Source organism: Halorhabdus utahensis DSM 12940, from assembly GCF_000023945.1.
GTDB classification, from domain to species: Archaea; Halobacteriota; Halobacteria; order Halobacteriales; family Haloarculaceae; genus Halorhabdus; species Halorhabdus utahensis.
The window spans coordinates 2,467,613-2,488,350 of record NC_013158.1; the positions used below are offsets into that span (position 1 = coordinate 2,467,613).

18 protein-coding genes and 1 tRNA gene are annotated in these 20,738 nt (G+C 65.7%); 12 read left to right on the top strand and 7 right to left on the bottom strand.

Annotation, left to right across the window (positions count from 1 at the left end; genetic code table 11):
- Positions 1–10: 10 nt before the first annotated feature.
- Positions 11–664: a DUF7095 family protein gene (locus tag HUTA_RS11775; protein WP_015790136.1), complete on the bottom strand. Its 654-nt coding sequence runs from the start codon at positions 662–664 to the stop codon at positions 11–13.
- 112 nt (positions 665–776) lie between these two features.
- Here HUTA_RS11775 and ncsA point away from each other — a divergent pair, with 112 nt between their 5' ends.
- Positions 777–1,736, top strand: a complete 960-nt coding sequence (gene ncsA / locus HUTA_RS11780) for a tRNA 2-thiolation protein NcsA (protein ID WP_049941458.1) — start codon at positions 777–779, stop codon at positions 1,734–1,736.
- 24 nt (positions 1,737–1,760) lie between these two features.
- Here ncsA and ftsZ read toward each other — a convergent pair whose 3' ends face one another.
- The 3 genes from ftsZ to HUTA_RS11795 form a co-directional block, all read right to left on the bottom strand.
- Positions 1,761–2,963, bottom strand: a complete 1,203-nt coding sequence (ftsZ, locus tag HUTA_RS11785) for a cell division protein FtsZ (RefSeq protein WP_015790138.1) — start codon at positions 2,961–2,963, stop codon at positions 1,761–1,763.
- A gap of 3 nt (positions 2,964–2,966) precedes the next feature.
- Complete coding sequence (locus HUTA_RS11790) at positions 2,967–3,155, bottom strand: ribbon-helix-helix domain-containing protein (protein WP_015790139.1); 189 nt, start codon at positions 3,153–3,155, stop codon at positions 2,967–2,969.
- A 225-nt stretch (positions 3,156–3,380) separates the two neighbouring features.
- Complete coding sequence (locus HUTA_RS11795) at positions 3,381–3,917, bottom strand: double zinc ribbon domain-containing protein (protein WP_015790140.1); 537 nt, start codon at positions 3,915–3,917, stop codon at positions 3,381–3,383.
- A gap of 150 nt (positions 3,918–4,067) precedes the next feature.
- Between HUTA_RS11795 and HUTA_RS11800 the strand changes: the two genes are divergently transcribed.
- A tRNA-Tyr gene (locus HUTA_RS11800) sits at positions 4,068–4,141 on the top strand.
- Positions 4,142–4,231: 90 nt separating this feature from the next.
- Here HUTA_RS11800 and HUTA_RS11805 read toward each other — a convergent pair.
- Positions 4,232–6,511 carry a PAS domain S-box protein gene (locus HUTA_RS11805; RefSeq protein ID WP_015790141.1) on the bottom strand — a complete coding sequence of 760 codons (2,280 nt, stop codon included), beginning with the start codon at positions 6,509–6,511 and terminating at the stop codon, positions 4,232–4,234.
- Between the two features lie 484 nt (positions 6,512–6,995).
- Between HUTA_RS11805 and HUTA_RS11810 the strand changes: the two genes are divergently transcribed.
- The 7 genes from HUTA_RS11810 to HUTA_RS11840 all read left to right on the top strand — a co-directional run bounded on the left by HUTA_RS11810 (position 6,996) and on the right by HUTA_RS11840 (position 16,042).
- Positions 6,996–7,991, top strand: a complete 996-nt coding sequence (locus HUTA_RS11810) for an aldo/keto reductase (protein ID WP_015790142.1) — start codon at positions 6,996–6,998, stop codon at positions 7,989–7,991.
- A gap of 167 nt (positions 7,992–8,158) precedes the next feature.
- On the top strand, positions 8,159–9,082 hold the full coding sequence (locus tag HUTA_RS11815) for a thiamine-phosphate synthase family protein (RefSeq protein ID WP_015790143.1): 924 nt from the start codon (positions 8,159–8,161) through the stop codon (positions 9,080–9,082).
- Positions 9,083–9,119: 37 nt separating this feature from the next.
- Positions 9,120–11,108 carry a hydantoinase/oxoprolinase family protein gene (locus HUTA_RS11820; RefSeq protein WP_015790144.1) on the top strand — a complete coding sequence of 663 codons (1,989 nt, stop codon included), beginning with the start codon at positions 9,120–9,122 and terminating at the stop codon, positions 11,106–11,108.
- On the top strand, positions 11,108–12,697 hold the full coding sequence (locus HUTA_RS11825) for a hydantoinase B/oxoprolinase family protein (RefSeq protein ID WP_015790145.1): 1,590 nt from the start codon (positions 11,108–11,110) through the stop codon (positions 12,695–12,697). Before HUTA_RS11820 ends, HUTA_RS11825 begins: the two co-directional genes overlap by 1 nt.
- A gap of 32 nt (positions 12,698–12,729) precedes the next feature.
- Positions 12,730–13,638, top strand: a complete 909-nt coding sequence (locus HUTA_RS11830; RefSeq protein WP_015790146.1) for a DUF4129 domain-containing protein — start codon at positions 12,730–12,732, stop codon at positions 13,636–13,638.
- On the top strand, positions 13,635–15,551 hold the full coding sequence (locus HUTA_RS11835; protein ID WP_015790147.1) for a DUF58 domain-containing protein: 1,917 nt from the start codon (positions 13,635–13,637) through the stop codon (positions 15,549–15,551). Before HUTA_RS11830 ends, HUTA_RS11835 begins: the two co-directional genes overlap by 4 nt.
- Positions 15,551–16,042, top strand: coding sequence for a DUF7519 family protein (locus HUTA_RS11840; protein WP_015790148.1), 492 nt, complete (start codon positions 15,551–15,553; stop codon positions 16,040–16,042). Before HUTA_RS11835 ends, HUTA_RS11840 begins: the two co-directional genes overlap by 1 nt.
- Positions 16,043–16,066: 24 nt before the next feature.
- Here the strand turns inward: HUTA_RS11840 and HUTA_RS11845 are convergent, their stop codons facing one another.
- The gene (locus tag HUTA_RS11845; RefSeq protein ID WP_015790149.1) at positions 16,067–16,303 is read right to left on the bottom strand and encodes a helix-turn-helix domain-containing protein; all 237 of its coding nucleotides are present in this window, start codon (positions 16,301–16,303) and stop codon (positions 16,067–16,069) included.
- Between the two features lie 141 nt (positions 16,304–16,444).
- Between HUTA_RS11845 and HUTA_RS11850 the strand changes: the two genes are divergently transcribed.
- From HUTA_RS11850 to HUTA_RS11860, 3 genes are read left to right on the top strand one after another with little or no spacing between them, the layout of a single operon-like run.
- Positions 16,445–17,347, top strand: a complete 903-nt coding sequence (locus HUTA_RS11850; protein ID WP_143920373.1) for a DUF4129 domain-containing protein — start codon at positions 16,445–16,447, stop codon at positions 17,345–17,347.
- 5 nt (positions 17,348–17,352) lie between these two features.
- The gene (locus HUTA_RS11855) at positions 17,353–19,269 is read left to right on the top strand and encodes a DUF58 domain-containing protein (RefSeq protein WP_015790151.1); all 1,917 of its coding nucleotides are present in this window, start codon (positions 17,353–17,355) and stop codon (positions 19,267–19,269) included.
- Positions 19,269–19,760: a DUF7519 family protein gene (locus tag HUTA_RS11860; RefSeq protein ID WP_143920375.1), complete on the top strand. Its 492-nt coding sequence runs from the start codon at positions 19,269–19,271 to the stop codon at positions 19,758–19,760. The genes HUTA_RS11855 and HUTA_RS11860 overlap by 1 nt, the downstream gene beginning before the upstream one ends.
- Positions 19,761–19,783: 23 nt before the next feature.
- On the opposite strand, the gene HUTA_RS11865 is transcribed toward HUTA_RS11860, so the two are convergent.
- Positions 19,784–20,731, bottom strand: coding sequence for an AAA family ATPase (locus HUTA_RS11865; protein WP_015790153.1), 948 nt, complete (start codon positions 20,729–20,731; stop codon positions 19,784–19,786).
- Between the last annotated feature and the right edge of the window lie 7 nt (positions 20,732–20,738).

A 20,738-nucleotide genomic window follows, 5' to 3' on the forward strand; every position in this document is an offset into this window, starting at 1 on the left:
CGACAGTCCATCAGACCACGTCGCCACGGACGCTGATCCCGTCCTGGCGTTCCCGGTACGTTTCGACGGCGTCAGCGGCCTCCTCGGCGACCGACGGTTCGGCCCCGAGCATTTCGAGTGCGCCCGAAAGCGGCGGGAAGACATACTCACCATCCCGGAGTTTGGTGAACGCGTCACCGGACCGTTCGCCGTCGATCCACAGGCAGACCCCTCGGGGATCGAGGATGTTTTCGTAGGACTCCCGAGCGAGTGCGCCCTCCAGCCGCTGGGTGACGTTGTCCTCGAAGGAGGCGTTACAGACTTCGAGGTGGATCGGCTCGCGCTCCTCGAACAGGTGCGCCCCGAGACACTTCTCCGGGGCGACGTGGCCGCTGGGGTTTGCCCGCACGGCCTCCGGGTGTTCGCTCGCCCACTCGGCCCGGACCGTCTCGCCGATCCCGTCGACGCCCAAGCGGTCGTTCAATTCGGCCGCACGGTCGTCGGCCTGGCCGAAAAGCAGGTCCTTCGTGAGATAGACGTCGAGGCGCTCGACCGGATCGACGCCGAGCGCGAGATCGCCGTACACCCAGACTTCCGTGACCGGGACTGGCATCGTCTCGTCTTCGATCGTCTCAAGCAGCGCTTCGAGACGATCGACCGCGGCGTCACGGTCGAGTTCACTCATCGGGAGTCGTTGGAACGCGCCGGGCAAAACGCTTGCTTGCACGGCAAGATGTGGGCTGGTCCCCCTGTCAGGAACGAAATCCCTACCCGCATCCAGGGGGTATCGCATGTCGATGGACTGCGACAGGTGTGGCGAGGACGCTGTCATGCACGCGGCCTACTCGGGGGCCCACCTCTGTGAGACGCACTTTCGCCGCTCGGTCGAGAAACGGCTTCGCCGGCGGATCCGTGAGGACGGCCTCGTCCCTCGAGATGCGACGCCCGAGGATCCGGTGACGTGGCTGATCGGCCTTTCCGGCGGGAAAGACAGCGTCGTGCTCACCCAACTCCTGGCCGAAACCTTTGCCGAGGACCCCCGTATCGAACTCGTTGCCCTTTCTATCCACGAAGGAATCGAAGGGTATCGTGACGAGAGCCTCGACGCCGCCGAGGCCCTCACCGACGACCTCGACCTCCGCCACGAGACCGTCAGCTACGCCGAGGCGTTCGGCGTCCGGATGGACGATGTCGTCGAGGACGACCCGGAGAACATGGCGGCCTGTGCCTATTGTGGCGTGTTCCGCCGGGACCTTCTCTCGCGGTACGCCGACGAGTACGACGCCGACCTCCTGTTGACCGGCCACAACCTCGACGACGAGGCCGAGACGGCGCTGATGAACTTCTTCGAGGGTGACGTCGACCAGATGGCCAAGCACTTCGACGCCAGCCTCGGACCCATGCCCGAGCGCTCGCTGACCGACAAGCACGTCCCGCGTGCCAAGCCGCTGCGGGACGTTCCGGAGAAGGAGGTCGCGCTGTACGCCCGCCTGGCCGACCTGCCCGCGCACATCACCGAATGTCCACACGCATCGGAATCGTTCCGCGGTGAGATCCAGGAACTGCTGTACTCGATGGAGGACGCCCATCCCGGGACGCGCCACTCGATTATGGCTGGCTACGAGCAGTTGGCACGGTATGCAGCAAAACGGGCCGACGCTGACGATGGCGCCTACGACGCGTGTGACACCTGCGGTGCGCCGACGACCGGCGGTCGCTGCCGGAAGTGCCAGTTACTGAGTGCTCTTGGGGCCTGAGAGAACCGCAGAAGCCGCTCGGACTCACTCAGTCCGGATGACGTCGAGTCCGTTGTTCTTCTCGACTTCGTTGCGGCCGCCGTCAGTTTCGCCGAAACTGCGCTGTCCGCCGCCGATGTCAGTGTCCACGTTCGCGCTCGCGTCGAAGGTCTCCTCGCCTATGTCTTCGCCGTCGATCGCGGCGCGGGACTTGTTGGCCTGTTTTTGCGTCGTCGGGCCCAGCACCTGTGCGGACTGGACGCCGGTCATAATTGCCATGACCCGCACTTTGCCTTTGTAGTCGTCCTCGATGCGGGCTCCCCAGATGACGTTCGCGTTGGCCTCCAGGCGATCCGTGATGTTGCTCGCGATCCCCTCTGCCTCGTCGAGGGTGAGATCCGGTCCCCCGGTGATGTGGACCAGTCCGCCGCTCGCTCCGCGGTAGTCGACATCGAGCAGTGGGTGGTTCATCGCGTCGCTGACCACCTCCTGGGTCTTGTTCTTGTCCTGGGTCTCGCCGACGAGCATCACCGCGACGCCACCCTGGTTCATGATCGCGGACATGTCCGCGTAGTCCAGGTTGATCAGGCTGGGCTGGGTGATGGTCTCGGAGATGCCCTTGACCGTCTCGGCGATGATCTGGTCCATCACCGAGAAGGCCTTACCGATCGGGAGGTTCGGGACGTAATCCAGCAGCCGGTTGTTGTCCAGGACGATGATCGAGTCGGCCTCGTTGCGGAGGTTCTCGAGACCCTCCTCGGCCTTGACCGTCCGTGCGCGCTCGACGTTGAACGGCGTCGAGACCATGCCGACGACGATCGCGCCCTGCTCCTTGGCGATCTTCGAGACGACGGGGGCCGCGCCGGTGCCGGTCCCGCCACCCATGCCCGCCGTGACGAACACGAGATCGGCGTCACCCAGCACTTCCTTGATCGTGCCCTGGGCCATCTCCGTGGCGCGCTCGCCCATCGAGGGGTCGCCGCCGGCCCCGAGCCCGTTGGTCAGGGATTTGCCGACGAGGATCTTCGTGTCGGCCTCGATCATCTTGAGGTGCTGTTTGTCGGTGTTCAGCGCGATCGTGTCCGCGCCGTCGACGCCGATGTTGTACAGTCGATTGACGGTGTTGTTGCCCGCACCGCCACAGCCGACGATCACGATCCGCGGATCGCCGAACTCGTCACCCTCGGCGTCCATCTCGCGCTGTTCTTCCTCCTCGTGTTTCAGGGCGGAGTTGACGATGTCCTGCATCGTCTACACCTTCGCCCACGTCCGGCGCTTGCGCTTCTCGGACGGACGTTCTTTTGCCGTGTCTTGCTCGGCGAGCATATCTCGAACGGCCGACCGGATCGCCTCACTCCGGTTGGGGTACTCCCCCGTCTCGACCATTCGTTCGACCTCCTCGATCTGTTGCTTCGGAATCCGTAGTGTCACACGCTCCATATGTTATCGTTCCCCTTTGGGTAAGACGAGGGTCCAGCACGATTGCCTGTCTTACACCGTCGAACCGCCACACGGCGGCCGGTGGCACCGGGCGCGCCACGGTGTAAGACGACTCGTCTTACGCATACCGTACCACAGACTGAATCATTATAAAAGTTTCCCCAAGTGTAAGACACTCGGGCGTAAACGCGCGAAAACGCCCGTTAGAGGGCGTTTACGCTACGATCACTGATCGAGCACGTCAGCCGCTGCCGTCCGTCTCCCACAGCTCGGACAGAACGACCAGTCCGAGCGGAGTTCGTCGCCACACTCACAGAAGACGCGCCGGGCGGCCTTCTCGCCGCAGTTCGGGCAGTAGACGTGATCGTCGGACACCGATTCACCGCATTGAGAGCACGTCCGCTCGGTGTTTCGGTCGGTGACGGCGTCCGTCGTTTCTTCGGCGTCCGGTGGTGCCGTGGTTGCCGACGTGGACGGAGCGGCGTCTTCCAGTGAGATATTCACGTTGACGTCCTGTGGCTGGGGCTGTCGCCGCTCGCCCAGTCGTTCGGCGAGTACCGCGTCGACACGTTCGACGATGAGATCGTCGAGGCTCTCCTCGGCACTCGTCGGTTCCGGACTCGACTCGGCCTCGGACGACTCGTGATCGGAACCTTCCAGGTACGTCCGGAGCGCCTCGCGCATGACCTCGCTTTTGGAGGCGTCGAACCCCTCCAGTTGCGTTACGAGGTCGTCGTCAGCGCGGAACGTGATCTTGCTCATACGACCTGTCATACCCGTTATCTGCCGGCCTACTTCAATCTTCGTGAATGTCTGACGTGCGTCAGCCCTCCCCGGACCGCGCTGTCGGGTCCGGGTTTCGCTCCGAATGGCAACCGTTAAGTCCGACACCCGACCAATGTTCTGATACGCCCGCCCTTAGCTCAGACTGGTAGAGCAGTCGACTGTAGATCGACTTGCCCCCCGTTCAAATCGGGGAGGGCGGACTTGGTTTCCTGTCGAACCGTGATCGACCGTCGATAGACGGATCTCCAGTGTCTGTGTGCGCCGTGACGTGGTCCAGAGCGCCTGTGCAGTCAGGATGATTCGACGTTCGTGATTTCGAAGCGCGCGCCCCCGTCAGCGCTTTCGGTCGCTTCGACAGTCCATCCGTGTGCGTCGGCGATGGCCTGGACGATGGTGAGCCCGAGTCCGGTACTATTCTCGGCCGTCGAGTACGATGGATCGAAGACGCGTTCGTGGCCGTCCTCCGGGATACCGGGACCGTCGTCCGCGATGAAGAATCCGTCCTCGAGGTCCCCGGCGGTCACGGTCACCGATTCGCCGCCGTGTTCGATACTGTTCTCGAACAGCGCTTCGAGGAGTCGTCGTAGTCGGTCCGGATCAGCCTCGAGGGTGCCGGTCGCCGTTACGGTAATCGTCGCCGTCGGTGTCTCCACGTGGTCCCAGCTCTCCCGGATGATCGGTTCGAGTCCGACGTGCTCGGTATCTTCTACTCGTTTGCCCCTGCGTGCGAGCGCCAGCAGATCCGCCAGGAGCGATTCCATTCGGTCGTGTGCACGTCGGATCGGGTCCGCGTGTTCATCGTCGATAGCCGCAAGTTCGAGGCGGCTTCGAGCGACCGACAGTTGGTTCCGGAGATCGTGGCTCGCGATGTTGGCGACCGATTCGAGCCGGTCGTTTTGCCGGGCCAGTTCGCGCTCGCGATCACGGCGTTCGGTCACTTCTCGGGTCACGCCAACCACGCCGTCGATCTCGCCGTCCACGACGAGCGGCGTGAGCCGGTAGTCGAGGACTTCCCGGCCCTGACCGGGAAACTCACCCTCAAGTTCCCCCCGGACTTCCTCGCGAGTCCCGTCGATGAGATCCTGAAACGGCGTGCCACCCAGTTGGTCCCTGATCTGTGGGATGAGCGTACTCGGGCTTCCTTCAAGATCCTCGCGCGTCGTTCCGTAGAACTCCGCGAGGTACTCGTTGACGACCTCGAACCTGGCGTCCTCGTCGTAGATACAGGCCGACTCTTGCATCGCGTTCACCATTTGCTTGTATCGTCGAAGTGTCCGTTCCCGTTCCTGGCGGTCGGTGACGTCACGTCCAATGCCGACGATGCCGGGATCGCCCTCGAGTGCATCCCCGAGTTTCACCGCGACGAATTCGTACGGGATCCGCGTGCCTTCAGCCGTAAGTAGGTCCGCCTCCGTCATCTGGCGGCCCTGGCTGAGTGTGCATTCGATCGCACCGTCGACTTTGTGGCGTTCGTCTTCGGGGAAAAACTCGACAGCGGACATCCCGGCGATCTCCTCGTCCGAGTAGCCGGTGACCTCGCGGAACTGCTGGTTCCATCGGCGAAGCGTCCCGTCCGGTCCGATGACGTAAAAGATGTCTTCGATGGCGTCCAGAGCCTGGTCGATGAATTTCCGCTCGCGCTCCAGTTCGTGTCTGACGTCGATCGCGTGCATCGCGTGGGCGATGTCGTCGCCGAGTTCGGCGAGAAACGACTGTTCGGTTTCGTCAAACGCCTGGGGTCGCGTCCCGAAGACGACGAGCAGCCCGTACAGTTCCGGCTCGAACACCAGGGGGACGACGGCGATCGATCGAATGTCGTCTGCGTTCCCGTGGAAGCTTCCATCCGATTCAGTCCCGACATCCTGGACCACGGCGACGTCACGCTCGTGGATCGCCTGCTCGATGGCGGGTGGATGGCCAGACTGCATCCCGTCGCTGGCCGCCAGCCACTCCCGGATCGGTTGCTCGTCGATCCCCGCCCAGGATTGTGGTGAAACCGTGTTCGACGCCGCGTCGACACGGACGACTAATCCGGCCTGGTATCCGTCCGCAGCGGCCAGTATTTCACAGACCTGGGTTTCGATCCAGTCACGCGTTGAGGCCCGTACCAGCGCCTGGTTCACCTGATTGACGATCGTGCGGATCCCTTCGAGGCGCTCTCGGCGTTGTTTCTCCCGGTATTGCTCGACGGCGTTCGCGACGCGATTTGCGAGCAGGTCGTACTGTTCGACGCCGCCGGTTTTCTGGAGGTAGTCGGTGGCCCCGGCGGCGATCGCGTCGCTGGCCACCGACTCACTACCCTTGCCAGTAAACAGGATAAACGGGAGATCCGGGTGGCTCTCGCGGACGGTTTTGAGAAATTCGATCCCGTCTACTCCCGGCATTTCGTAGTCGGAAACAACGAAATCGAACGTCTCAGATGAGACGCGGTCGATCCCCTCCCGCCCGCTGGTCGCCGTTTCGACCTGAAACTGCTCGTAGCTCTCTTCGAGCATCGTCGCCGTTAAATCTGTAAACTCCGGATCGTCGTCCACGTGGAGTCCACGGATCGTCTCTTGGTGGTCAGTCATACCCCGGCTCCTGTAACTAGGTGGTATATATTCACATGGTCAGGATATAAACCCGGCGGAGAATAAACAGTATATTGATAATTAACGTGTTATCTATTGGGCGGTATCTGGGAAGGCACTCGTCACCGACGAACCGAGGGACCGAGCGGTGATCGCTGGAGATGAACGATCGCATCGTTTTTTGGTGGCCGGTCACGCTAGTTTGATCGTGGTCCCAATGGGTGTCTTCAGCAGGGACAGCTCGGAGGCGGGAGATGCGGATCCATACATCTGTCTGTCCTGTGAGACGCGGTACGCAGTGCAGTACCACACGTGCCCGGAATGTGGTTGCTACGACGTTCGTCATGTGAAGTGGGTCGAGGCCTGAGGAAGTGGGTCTCGACAGTTTCCGGCCGAGTGTGTGGTTTCTAGCGGTTGAACTGGCCACGCAGGCGACGCCGTGCGGTCGGTACAAGTGGATTGGGTCCGAACAACGTGTTGCACTATGCAGACGAGCGCACTCGGTCAGACCGGATACGAGGTCACGGAAGTCGGCCTCGGCACCTGGAACATCGGTGGTGGGGCCTGGGGTGATGTCGCGGACGAGGCGGGTCGCGAAGTCGTCCGGACGGCACTGGATGCGGGCGTCACCTTTCTCGATACGGCCGACGTCTATGGCGACGGGACGAGCGAACAACACATCGGCACCGTCCTGGACGAACCCGAGTACGACCGCGAGGACGTGGTCGTCGCCACGAAGGCCGGGCGACGTCTCGACCCACACACTGCCGAGGGCTACACTGCCGAGAACCTCGAACGGTTCGTCGATCGGAGCCGCGAGAACCTCGGGACTGAGACCCTGGACCTCCTCCAGCTACACTGTCCGCCCAACGAGGTCTACTACCAGCCCGCGGTCTTTGAGGCGCTCGCGGATCTCAAAGCGCGGGGAAAGATCGCTCAGTACGGTGTCAGCGTCGAAAAGGTCGAACAGGCGCTGAAGGCCATCGAGTATCCCGGCGTCGAGACGGTCCAGATCATCTGCAACATGTTCCGTCAACGACCCGCCGAACTGTTCTTCGAGGAAGCGAACCGCCGGGACGTCGGCGTCATCGTCCGCGTCCCGCTGGCTTCGGGGCTGTTAACGGGCGCGATCGATCGGGAAACGGTGTTCCCGGCGAACGACCATCGCAACTTCAACCGCGAGGGCGACGCATTCGACCGCGGCGAGACCTTCGCCGGCTTGCCCTTCGAGGCGGGCCTCGATGCTGTCGAGGCGCTGGAACCGTACGTCCCCGAGCACATGACGATGGCCCAGATGGCATTGCGGTGGATCCTCGATCACGACGCTGTCTCGACCGTGATCCCCGGTTCGACGTCGCCCGATCACATCCGAGACAACGTCGATGCCGCCGAGATGGACCCGCTGAGCCACGAGACCCACGGCGCGGTTCGAGACGTCTACGAGGCGTTCGTCGCCGACGACGTCCACCATCGCTGGTGACTCCGCGCTCGGATTGTCGTCGCTCCCGGCGGCCGCGAAGATGTATTATAACGTGTGTATAAATCGCATACTGCGATACAGAACAGTGTGCTGAAGAGTCTCACGAGAGGTGTGCACACGGCGGTAGCGGGCGATTGTTTATATCGGGAGACATCGAAACCCCGGGCATGCGATTTCCGAGCGAGATTGTCGTCGATCGATTTCTTCCGACGGCACGGGCGATGCTCGCCAGAGAGCTTTCCGATCGCGGTCTCACCCAGCAGGAGATTGCCGATCACCTCGGCGTCACCCAGGCCGCGGTCAGCAAGTACGTCGGCGGCGACGTCACTCTCGAGACGCGCTTCAGCGAGGAGCCGCGGCTGCGGTCGGCCGTCGAGCGCATCGCGACTGGATTCGCCGAGGGGTCGATGGACGCTTACGAGGCCCTCGGGGAATTACTCGGCGTGATCCGGGCGTTCGAAGACCGGGGACCGATCTGTGAGATTCACGAGGAACAGGTTCCCGCGCTGGCGGGACTCGGGTGTGATCTCTGCGTGCGCGGCTACGACGAATCGGTCGCCGACGAGCGGGCCGTCCTCTCGGCCGTCCGGAAGGCGACGCGACTGCTGGCCGACGAGAGTGCGATGGCCGAGTACGTCCCCAACGTCGGGACGAACGTCGGGATGGCGCTTCCCCACCCCGGGGATGAACTCGACGTAGCGGCCGTCCCGGGCCGGGTTCATGCCATGCGCGGCCGGATCGACGTGCCCGCAAACCCGGAGTTCGGTGGCTCACAGCACGTCGCCCGGACGATCCTGGCCGCCAACAGCGTCGATTCCTCGGTCCGGGCCGGGCTGAATCTCACGACCGACGACGGGCTTCTCGCGGCCGCGCGCGATCGCGGGATCGACCCGCTCGCGTTCGACGCCGGCTACGACGACCGCCGGGAGCGCCTCGAAAGCGCGTTCCGCGAACGAGGGGCGGTTCCACCCGTCATCTACCACGAAGGCGCGTTCGGGATCGAACCGATCACCTACGTCTTCGGCACTGACGCCGTCGAAGCGACCCGGTTTGCGATCGAGCTGGCGAGTGACGCCGGGGACGGCTCGTGACCAAGCGTTTAACCCGCCGGTGCCCACATCCGAGGCCATGAGCGCGGGCGAGCGGACCTGGCTGGGTGTTGACGTCGGCGGGACGTTCACTGACGTGGTGCTGGTCGCGGACGGGGAACTCACGACGGCGAAGGTCCCGACGACGACCGAGCAAAGCGAGGGCGTCCTCACGGGGATCGAGACGGCCTGTGACTCGGCAGGACTCGATTTCGCGGCCGTCGATCGGTTCCGGCACGCGACGACGGCGGCTGTCAATGCGACGCTCGAAAGTGAGGGGGCGAAGACGGCCCTGATCACGACCGCAGGGTTCGGGGACGTGCTCGAAATCGGCCGCCAGGATCGGCCGTCGCTGTATGACCTCGACGCACGGAACCCCGAGCCGCTGGTCCCGGCCGAGTTACGCTTCGAGATCGACGAGCGTGTCACGCCCGAGGGCGTCGAACGCGCCGTCGATCCCGACGCCGTACGGACACTCGCCGCTTCGATCCCGGAGGACGTCGAGAGCGTCGCCGTCTGTCTGTTACACGCCTACGCCCATCCCGACAACGAGCGGACGGTCGCCAGCGTGCTTCAGGAGGCCGGCGACTGGTCGGTCTCGACGAGCCACGAGGTGCTGGGAACCTTCCGGGAGTACGAGCGAACCGCTACCACCGTCGCGGATGCCTACGTGACGCCGGTCATCGACGCGTACCTGGGTCGGCTGACCGAGCGGGCACACGAGCAGGGACTGCCTGCCCCGCGAGTCATGCAATCCAACGGCGGGATCGCCGATGCGGCGACCGTCCGCGAGCACGCGGTGACGACGCTGCTCTCGGGGCCGGCGGCGGGCGTTGTCGGTGCGGCGAGCGTGGCGGGCGAGGACCAACTGGTCACCTTCGACATGGGCGGCACCTCCGCGGACGTGGGACTGGTCACCGACGGCACGGCGGCGCGAACCACCGACGCGACGATCGCCGAGCGCCCGGTGGGCGTGCCGATGGTCGACGTCGAGACGGTCGGTGCAGGCGGGGGCTCCGTCGGCTGGGTCGACGAGGGTGGTGCGTTGCGCGTCGGTCCGAAATCAGCGGGGGCTGACCCCGGTCCGGCCTGCTACGGACGCGGCGGGACCGAGCCGACGGTCACCGATGCCGCACTCCAGTTGGGGTATCTCGGTGGCGAATCGTTCGGGGAGTTCGATCTCGATGCTGACGCCGCCGAAGCGGCGTTGACTGAACTCGCGGCCGCGGCCGACCTGGACGGCCCGGTGGCGGCAGCCAGGGGGATCTATCGCGTGGCCAACGCGACCATGACGCGGACGATCCGGTCGGCGACGGTCGAGCGTGGGCACGATCCCCGGGAATTCGCGCTCGTTGCCTTCGGCGGTGCGGGGCCGATGCACGCTGCCGCCCTGGCCGACCGACTCGGGATCGAGCGCGTTCTCGTCCCCGCGGCCAGCGGCGTGCTCTCGGCATACGGCCTGCTCGCCGCCGACGAGACGCACGACGCTGCTCGCACGCACCGGACGCAACTCGGATCGGCCGGCGTGGCGACGATCGAATCGAAATACGATGACCTGGACGCGAGCGTTCGGTCAGCTGCGAGCGACGCCGATCTCGCCACGATCGAACGCGAGGCCGACCTCCGGTACGCCGGCCAGCGCTACGAGGTGACCGTTCCGGCGACCGCTCCGTTCGACCCGGCGGCGATGCGCGACCGCTTCGGGGCCGCCCACGAGCGGGTCCGGGGCTACCGGCTGGACGACGAGCCGGTCGAACTCGTCACGCTCCGAACGAGCGCAACCATTCCGGGCGAGAATCCACCGCTTCCTGGCGTCGAGACGGCCGACAGCCGCCCGGGCGTCCGAAGCGTTTCCTTCGAGGGTATGTTTCGAGAGACGCCGGTGTACGATCGGGCTGGGCTCGCTGCCGGGACGTCCCTGGATGGGCCGGCCATCGTCGCCGGGGCCGAGAGTACGGTTGTCGTGCCGCCGGGCTGGCGGAGTACTACCGATCAGGGGACGCTCGTCCTGGAGGGGGGTGTGGCCTGATGAGCGACGGTCTCGATGCGATCGAGCTCGAAATCGTGCGCACCCAGCTAGCGGGGGTCGCCGAGGAGATGGGCGACGTGTTGATCCGCGGGGCGTACTCGCCGAACATCGCCGAGCGCCGGGACTGCTCGACGGCCATCTTCGCCGCCGACGGCCGACTGCTCGCCCAGGCCGAGCATATCCCGGTTCACCTCGGGGCGATGCCCGATGCCGTCGATGCGGTCCGCAAGCGTGATCCCGAACCCGGTGACGTCTTCGTCCTGAACGACCCCTACACCGGCGGGACTCACCTCCCGGATCTGACGATGGTCTCGCCGGTGGTCCACGGTGAGCGGATCGTGGCCTACGCCGCGTCCCGGGCCCACCACGCTGACGTGGGCGGCATGGCCCCCGGGAGCATGCCGGCGGGCGCGCGGGACATCTTTCAGGAGGGGCTGCGGATCCCGCCGACGCGCCTCGTGGCGGGCGGTGAGGTGCGGCAGGATATCGAAGAGCTCGTACTGGCGAACGTCCGCAATCCGGCAGAGCGCCGGGCGGACCTGCGTGCCCAGCGGGCCGCCAACGACCGCGGCGGTGAACGGATCGCCGACCTGCTGGCCGAGCACGGCGAGCGCCTCCGTTCGGCCTTCGACGCTGTCATCGAGTACTCCCGCGAGCGCGTCGAGGGGGAGATCGCGGCGCTGCCCGACGGTCGCTACGAAGCGCGCGACGTCCTGGAGGGTGACGGGATCACCGACGCGGACGTCCCCATCGAAGTCACGGTGACGATTGACGGCGACGCCATGGACGTGGACTTCGCGGGCACGGCCGAGCAGGTCGCGGGCAACGTCAACGCGCCGCTGTCGGTCGCGAAAAGTGCGGTCTACTTCGTCGTCCGGTGCGTGACCGACCCGGACGTCCCGCCCAACCAGGGGTGTTACGACCCGGTCACGGTCAGTGCCCCCAAGGGATCGCTGGTGAACCCCGAGCCGCCGGCGGCCGTCGTGGGTGGCAACGTCGAGACGAGCCAGCGGATCGCGGACGTGGTCTTTGCGGCCCTCGGCGAGGCTGCCCCCGAGCGCGTCCCGGCGGCTGGTCAGGGGACGATGAACAACCTCGTGATCGGGTCGCCCGCCTTCACCTACTACGAGACGATCGGCGGTGGTGCCGGCGCGACGGCTACTGCCGACGGGAGCGACGGCATCCAGGTGGGCATGACCAACACGGAGAACACGCCGATTGAGGCCCTCGAAGCGGCCTTCCCGCTCCGGGTCGAGGCATACGCGATCCGACGGGGAAGCGGTGGAGAGGGCGAGCGCGACGGTGGTGCCGGGCTTCGGCGGTCGATCCGGCTGGAGGCCGAGGCGACGGTATCGTTGCTGACCGAACGCCGTCGGCATCCACCGGCCGGTCGGGCTGGCGGCGGTGACGGTGCGACGGGTCAGAACCGCATCGACGGCGAGCGCGTCCCGGCGAAAACGACGCGAGAGGTCGCGGCCGGGACCGTCGTGACGATCCTGACACCGGGTGGCGGTGGCCATGGGCCGCCGGACGGGGACGCGGCCGGGAACACCGACTCGGCAGCGTCGGACGACGTTGGGAATGGATAACACTCTTGGGCGCCCCCGCAGAATCTCCGACAATGGCAGTGGATCGCCGCACAGCCGCGGTAGCTGTCCTCGGACTCCTCGCTGTCAGTGCGCTCGTTCTCTCGGCGGCGACGCTGACTGACGCGGCAGAATCAGAGGGTGACGGTGGCTGGATCAATCTCGGACCGGACGAGAATGCGGCAGGTGACATCTTCAGCGGGACGATCGATCTGCCGATCCCGTCGCAGTACCTCGACGAGTTGTGGACCCTGCTTGCCGCCGTTTCGGTTCTCCTTTTGCTTTCAAGTCTCATCGTCCTCGATCCGGATGAAATCATTCGTATCGTTGCCGGATTGCTGGTCACCCTGTCGGGTGGCGCGATCATCGGCCTTCTCATGGGTACTATCGGCATGGATGAATCACTGATCTCCATCAACGGGACTGTCACCAACGGGACAGGGTTGTCGCTGCCCACCGGCGAGTCCGCCTCGCCCAGTAGCGGTGCCCTCTCGCCGTATTTGCTGGGTGCGGGCGCGTTCGTGGTGCTGATCGCTGTCGGTCTCCTGTTTGCCCGGTCCGGCGACGAGGACGCCCTGGATGCTCTTGGGGAAGACAAAGACGAACCGGGCGGCGACACCGAGCGCCTGGTCTCGTTGGGGGAGGCCGCGGGGCGGGCCGCGGCGGGGATCGCGGCGTCGAACGTCGAGACGAGCAACGCCGTCTATTCGGCCTGGCTCGAAATGACCGACGCACTCGACGTGACGGATCCGGAGACCACCACTCCGGGCGAGTTCGCGGAGGCTGCCGTCGAGGCGGGGATGGAACCCGAGCATGTCGACGAACTCACCCGGCTGTTCGAGGACGTCCGATACGGTGACGCACCGGTCTCGCCGGCGCGGGCCGAGCGGGCAGAAGCGGCCCTAAGCCACATCGAGGCAGCCTACGCGGGTGATGGGGCATGACCGCCACGGATGGATCGACTGGCGAAACCGAGTTGAACGCACTGGGCGTCGGACGCGCCCTCGGTGTGCTCGGTCTGCTCGCGGTCCTGGGCGGTCTCGTGACGATCCTCCAGCCCTCGCTCGCGTCGGATACAGCATTCGGGTACGGCTTCGTGACGCTGCTAGGCGTCGTCATTCTGGCGGCCAGTCTGCGATACTGGGTCGGACTCGCACTGACGACGGTCGAGTCGGCGACGCCACCGTCAGTCGAGGAACGACGCGAGATCTCCATTCCGGGTGTCGCGTTCGATCGAACGCTCGCCGACCATCGACTCACGGCAGTCTCACGCCTGCGGGCCAGGCGGGACGTCCTCGACCGACTACGATCGGTTGCAGCCCGAATCCACGAACGGGACCACGGTGGTTCGGACGGGCAACCGGACGCCGACGTCTTCGGTGAGGACGCGGAGACGGTGCTGTTTGACGACGCCGACCGCGAGCAGGGGCTGACAGGCCGTCTGGCGGCCGTCCGGGCGAAGGGCACGCCGCTACAGCGCCGCGTCAGCGATGTCGTCGCCGAACTTGCACGCCAGTACGACGGCGAGCGCGTCTCGGTCGAATTCGACGTGCCCGAGCGGACGACAGCGACACGGCCATCCGCTCCCGGCCTGCGGGCGACCAATCGTTTTCGACTCCTCAAACCGATGGCGCTGTCGGCGGTCGGCGTGGGCGTCGTGTTCGGTTCGGCGGCGTTGCTTCTCGTCGGTGCGCTGTTCGGCGGTGTCGCCGTCTACGCTGCGGCCGATTCGCCGCCGACGGCTGCCGTTCGCGTCACTCGATCAGTCGAGACGGACCAGCCGGCCCCGGGTGAGTCCGTCCGGGTGACCGTCTCGATCGAGAACACGGGGGATCGGCTGCTCCCCGATCTCACGGTGATCGATCGGGTTCCGGAGGGGTGTTCGGTCACGGCCGGGTCACCACGGCACGGGACGTCGCTCCGGGCCGGCGCGACCGCGACCTTCGGGTACGAACTCGAGGCCGTCAGGGGTCACCACGAGTTCGGTGACGCGGCTGTCATCGTCCGGAACCTCTCGGGGTCGTTCGAACGTGTCGCGGATGTGTCCGCCGACGGTGACGCGTCGATCACGTACGATGTGACCGCGGTCACGGATCATTCTATCCCCCTGCGAAAACAGACGTCTCGAAGCGTCGGCCGTGTGGTCACTGACGTCGGTGGCAGCGGCATCGAACTCCACTCCGTCCGGGAGTACCGGACCGGCGATCCGCTCAACCGGATCGACTGGAACCGGGCGGCCGCCGGCGAGGATCTGGCGACGCTGCAGTTTCGCGAGGAACGATCGGCGACGGTCGTCCTGCTGGTCGATGCCCGGGTGGAAGCATACGTCGCCCCCGAGGCGGACGCACCGTCGGCCGTCGATCGTAGCGTCCTCGCGGCGGCCGAAAGCGCCTCGGCGCTGCTGGCTGCCGACGATCAGGTCGGGCTGGCCGCGCTCTCGCCCCGCACGTGCTGGATCGCTCCGAGTTCCGGGCACGCTCATCGGACCCGCATACACGAACAGCTGGCGAACGCGGAGGCCTTCGATCCACGACCGCCGGATCGGTCGTTCAAGCCCGCGATTCGCCTTCAGTCGATCCGCAAGCGGCTCCCGAGTGCTGCCCAGCTGCTGGTGTTCTCGCCGGTCTGTGACGACGAAGTCGTCGATGTCGTTCGCCGGCTGGGGGCCAGCGGACATGCGACCACGGTGATCAGCCCGAATGCCACGGGCGGCAGGACACCGGGTCGAACGCTGGCCCGGATCGAACGCAGTCTCCGCCTCTCACGACTTCGGGAGGCCGGTGTTCGCGTCGTCGACTGGGACGCCGAGGAATCACTCGCATTGTCTCTGGACAAAGCCGGCAGGCGGTGGTCGTGATGGCGGACACTGAATCGCCGACCCCGCGGTTGCTGCTCCCGGCCATCGCCGCGACGGCACTCGTCGTCGCCCTCACGGGCACAGTCCAGATAGCGGCACTCGTGGCACTCGGCGGTGCTGCTGGGGTGATCGCGGGGATGCGCCGGGGGTCGCGACTGGTCCTCGGGATCGGGGTTACGATCCAGTTCTGGGCGGTGGTCGTGGCTGCGCTCGGTGCGCTCCGAGTCGAACTCGTCCTCCTCGCGTCGATGGCGGTCGTGCTGTGCTGGGATCTCGGGGAACAAGCGATCACCGTCGCCGACCAGTTGGGCGCGACCGGTACCGGGACCCGACCGTTCGCCGTCCATGCCGCCGGGACGCTCCTCGTCGGGACACTCTGCTATTGTGGCGTTTACGGCCTCTATCAGATAGCCGGCGGTGGTCAGCCACTGCTTGCGCTCGTCTTGCTGTTGGGCGGTGGCACAGTCGTCCTGGCCGGGACGCGAATCTAGGGGTTCCAGGGCGCTGCTGCGCACTCAGTTTTCGACGTTGACGGGGATCCACCACACGCGACTCCGGCCACCGACTTTCTTCGAGGTCAGTTCCGTCGACGCCTGAAGCTCGTGCAACTTGTTCAGTGCCGTCCGGCGGGAACAGCCCAGTTCGTCGGCGACTTCGCTGGCCGTCAGCGGTTCGGCGTAGTCCGTCCGGTCGCTGAACACGTCGGTGACATCCTCGACTGAATACTCGACTTCACGGCCCGGTTCACTCATACGCCTCGTTCGAGGTCATCACATATATTTCTCACGTAGGTATTCTCGGTGGTGTTGCGCTGTTGTAACTGATTCCTGATGAACTAACCACCTGTTCGAGGGGGACAACACTCACATTGATCCATCGACTAGGTGCCCGCAGTGCAAGTCGATCGTCGCACGGTTGGGGTTGTGATCGTCGGGGTCTTGGGCGCGCTCGCGCTCGCGTTCGCGGCCGCGACGCTGACGAGTCCTGCCGCGCAGGGTGGGGGAAGCCTGGTTTCGACCGGGGACGGCTCGCCGGCGCTTTTTCAGCCCGACGAGACGCTCGACCCCGATCCGGGCCCACTCCCCGAACCGGGGCCAGTGTTGCAGGCGATTCTCGTCGGGCTGTTCGTCTTCACTGGCCTGGTCTCCGTCTATCTCCTCTCGATTCGTGATCTGGTGAATATCGTGATTGCCGTGTTCGTGGCCGGTCTCGGGTTCTGGCTGCTGATGGCATTGCTTTCGGCGTTGGTCGGCCCCAGTGGCGACATTGGCTCCGGCGAAGACACCGGTGCTGGACTCCCCAGCGGATCGGGTGGATTCGGACCGCTGACTGGCGAGGCGGCGCCGACGTCGCCGCTCTTGTTGGGTGCCATCGGCGTCGTCGCGGTGCTTGCACTGGTGATCCTCTTCGGGCTTTCGACCGACGAGCCCTCGCCTGAACAGGAATCCGAGCCCGACGACGAGGTGCCGCCGGAGACACTGACACCGGTCGGCGCCGCGGCCGGCCGTGCCGCCGACAAACTCGCTGACCAGACGACCTCGACATCGAACGCCGTCTACCGCGCCTGGGTGGACATGACCGAAGCCCTCGACGTCCAGAACCGGCAGTCGACGACGCCGGGGGAGTTCGCCGAGGCGGCGATCGAGGCGGGGATGAAACCCCGTGACGTCGAGGCACTCACCCAACTGTTCGAGGACGTGCGGTACGGCGACGCGGCCGTCTCAGACGAACGTGAACGCCAGGCAACCGACGCGCTACGACGGATCGAATCGACGTACGCCGGTGATGAGACGTGAGTGGGATGCGTGAACGCTCTCGGCGCCCCGACGAGGAGACGGAGGGGGCCGCCGCAGTCGGATTGGGCCGGTTTCTGAGTGTGCTCGGTGTGTTCGCGGTCGCGGTCGGCTTCCTGCTTTTGGTTTCGCCGGATCTCGGGGAGTCGCTCTCGGTGCAATACATCGTCGTGCTGGCGATCGGTGGGCTGTTGCTCTTGTTCGCCGCTCGCCGGTGGTTCAAACGACTGACTTCGTCGATCGACACCGCCGAAACCCCGCCTGTCGAGCGTCGAACGACGGTCTCGGTTCCGGGCGACGGTTTCGACAAACTGCTCGTCGACACCGCATCGAACGCGATGGGCCGGTTGCAGGTGAAGGCGACGGCCCGCGAGCGCATTCGTGCGGTTGCCAAAGTGGTGGTTAGTGGGGATCCCGAGGATATCGACGACCAACTTGCAGCCGGGGCCTGGAGTGATGATCCCGACGCCAACGCGCTGTTCTCGAACGGAACTGCCAGCGTCCGGGATCGGGTCTCGTCGTTCGTCAGCGGGACATCCATCCTGAAACGGCGGGTTGTCAGCGCAATCGAAGCCCTGGCCCGTCTCGCTGACGAGGATGTCGAATGGGAGGCCGAGCCGGTCGTCCCGGAAGTAACGCAAGAGCCCGCCGAGGAAGGCGACCATGCGACCGGCCGCTGGAACGGACTGACTGCCGTGGCACTGACGGTAGTCGGGTTCGGTGTTCTTCTGGCCCGGCCCGGTTTGGTTCTTTCAGGCGCTGTTCTGTCAGGGCTCGGCGCGTACGCGGTCGCCGGGTCCTCCCCCTCGACGGCGGTCCGCATCTCCCGGGAGATCCAGCCGGCCGCTCCGCGACCCGGCGAACCCGTCGACGTCACCGTCGAAGTCGAAAACATCGGTGAGCAGTTTCTCCCTGACCTCCGGATCGTCGACGGCGTGCCGGCTGATCTCACAATCGAGGCGGACAGCCCACGTCACGGGACCGCGCTTCGCCCCGGCGCGACGATGGAATACACGTATACAGTCCGTGGGATCCGCGGCAGCCACACGTTCGAGGACGCGTTTCTCGTCTCCCGAAACCTTCCGGGGACGCTCGAACGAGTCGAGGAATTCGGTGTCGATGGCGACCGGACCGTCACGTACGATGTCTCCTCGGCCCTCGATCTGTCGGTCCCGCTTCGCAAACAGGCCTCGATGCACGTTGGGCGTGTCTTGACTGACTCAGCCGGGAGTGGCCTGGAGTTTCACTCGGTTCGGGAATATCGAAGCGGTGACCCACTGACACGTATCGACTGGAGTCGGGCGGCCCGTGGCGAAGGGCTGGCGACGCTGCAGTTTCACGAGGAGCGAGCGGCGACTGTCGTCCTGTTGATCGACGCTCGCAAGGAGGCCTACGTCGCCAACGACGACGATTCCCCCTCGGCCGTCGACCGGAGTGTCCTCGCGGCGGCGAAGCTCGCGTCGGCGTTGCTCGCGGCGGACGATCGAGTCGGCTTGGCCGCCCTCTCGCCCAGACAGTGCTGGCTCGCGCCCGGAGCAGGGCATACGCACCTCGCACGCCTGCAGGACGTGCTCGCGACTGACGGGGCCTTCGCTCCGTCGCCACCGACGCTCCCGTACTACCAACGGATCAACCTGCCTGCGCTCCGGAAACGGTTATCGTCCGACAGCCAACTGGTCGTGTTCTCGCCGCTGGTCGACGACGAAGTAGTCGACATCGTCCGCCAACTCCAGGCTAGCGGCCACCCGGTAACGATCATCAGTCCGGACGCTTCTGGCAGTGGAACGCCGGGTCGGACGCTCGCGCGACTCGAACGCCGGAAACGACTCTCGGAGCTTCGGGGAGCCAACGTTCGCGTGGTCGACTGGGACGCCGATGAATCGCTCGCACTCGCGCTGACGAACGCCGGACGGCGGTGGTCATGATGGACGAAGAGATTCGCCCGCCACGGGTTGGCGTGCTCATGACCGGTGGTGCAGTCACGGTCGCAACACTCGCGATGGCGCTCGTGCCATCCGCGGCAGTGGTCGCCATGATCGGCGGCGTGATCGCCGTCGTCGGGACCGCTCGTGGCTCACGGGTGATCCTCGGTATCGGCACTGTCTGCCAGATCGGCGCGATCGTTTTCGCCGGGGCAGCCGCCCTTCCGCCGGGGCTGTTGCTCGTCGCGGTTCTCGGGGTTGTTCTGGGGTGGGACGTCGGCGAGCAATCGATCAACGTGACCGAGCAACTCGGGGCCGGTGCCACGATGGTCCGCTCGATCGTCGTCCACGCGGCTGCCACGACCCTTGTCGGCGCGGTGGCGATGGTGATCGTCTACGGGACCTTTCTCGCCTCGAGTGGCGGACAACCGCTCGTCGCCCTCGTGGCGTTTCTGGGTGGCGGTGGGCTGGTGTTGCTCGCGATGCGGGCCTGACGCAGTCGCGACGGCTGCCAGTATCAGATCGTCGGGACGGGGATGTCGTCGAGGATCCGGTCGATCACGGACGGCTTGGGCACCTCGTCGACTCTGGCGTCGGGCGTGAGCACGAGTCGATGGGCCAGTGCCGGCCGGGCGACCCGCTTGACGTCGTCCGGCGTGACGTACTCCCGGCCCGAGATGGTCGCCCGTGCGCGTGCGATCTCGAACAGCCGCTGGGTGCCGCGTGGCGAGACACCGACTTCGACGTGGCGGTGCTCGCGTGTCGCCCGCGTGACTGCTGCCATATACTCCAGTAGATCGTCTTCGACACGGATCGTCTCGGGGACCTGTCGAAGGGCCGTCACTGACTCGGCGTCCAGCACTGTCTCGACGGACGGACTCTGCTCGTCGCGGCCGGCCCGTCGGCGGAGGAGTTCGACCTCGCCGTCGAGGTCGGGATAGCCCATCGCCGCTTTGATCGCAAAGCGATCGACCTGGGCCTCGGGCAACTCGAAGGTCCCCTCCATCTCGACGGGGTTCTGGGTCGCGATGACGAAGAACGGTTTCGGGAGTTGATAGGTGTCACCGCCGGCGGTGACCTGGCCCTCCTCCATCGCCTCCAGCAGCGCCGACTGGGTTTTCGGCGGTGCGCGGTTGATCTCGTCGGCCAGGACGATGTTGGCGAAGATGGGGCCCTCGCTGAACTCGAAGCTTCGATCGCGCTCGTTGTAGATGTGAGTCCCGGTGACGTCAGTCGGGAGCAGGTCCGGGGTGAACTGGACGCGCGAAAAGGAGAGGCCGAGTGCCTTCGCGAGACTCCGGGCCGTCAGGGTCTTGCCCGTGCCGGGAACGTCTTCGAGCAGGACGTGCCCCCGGCCGAGCACGCCAAGCAGGACCGTTTCGAGGAACTCCTGGTTGGTGATGATCGCTGATTCGAGCTCGTCTAAAAGCGTGGTACAGGTGTCACTTGCCTCGGCGACGTCCATGGGTGGT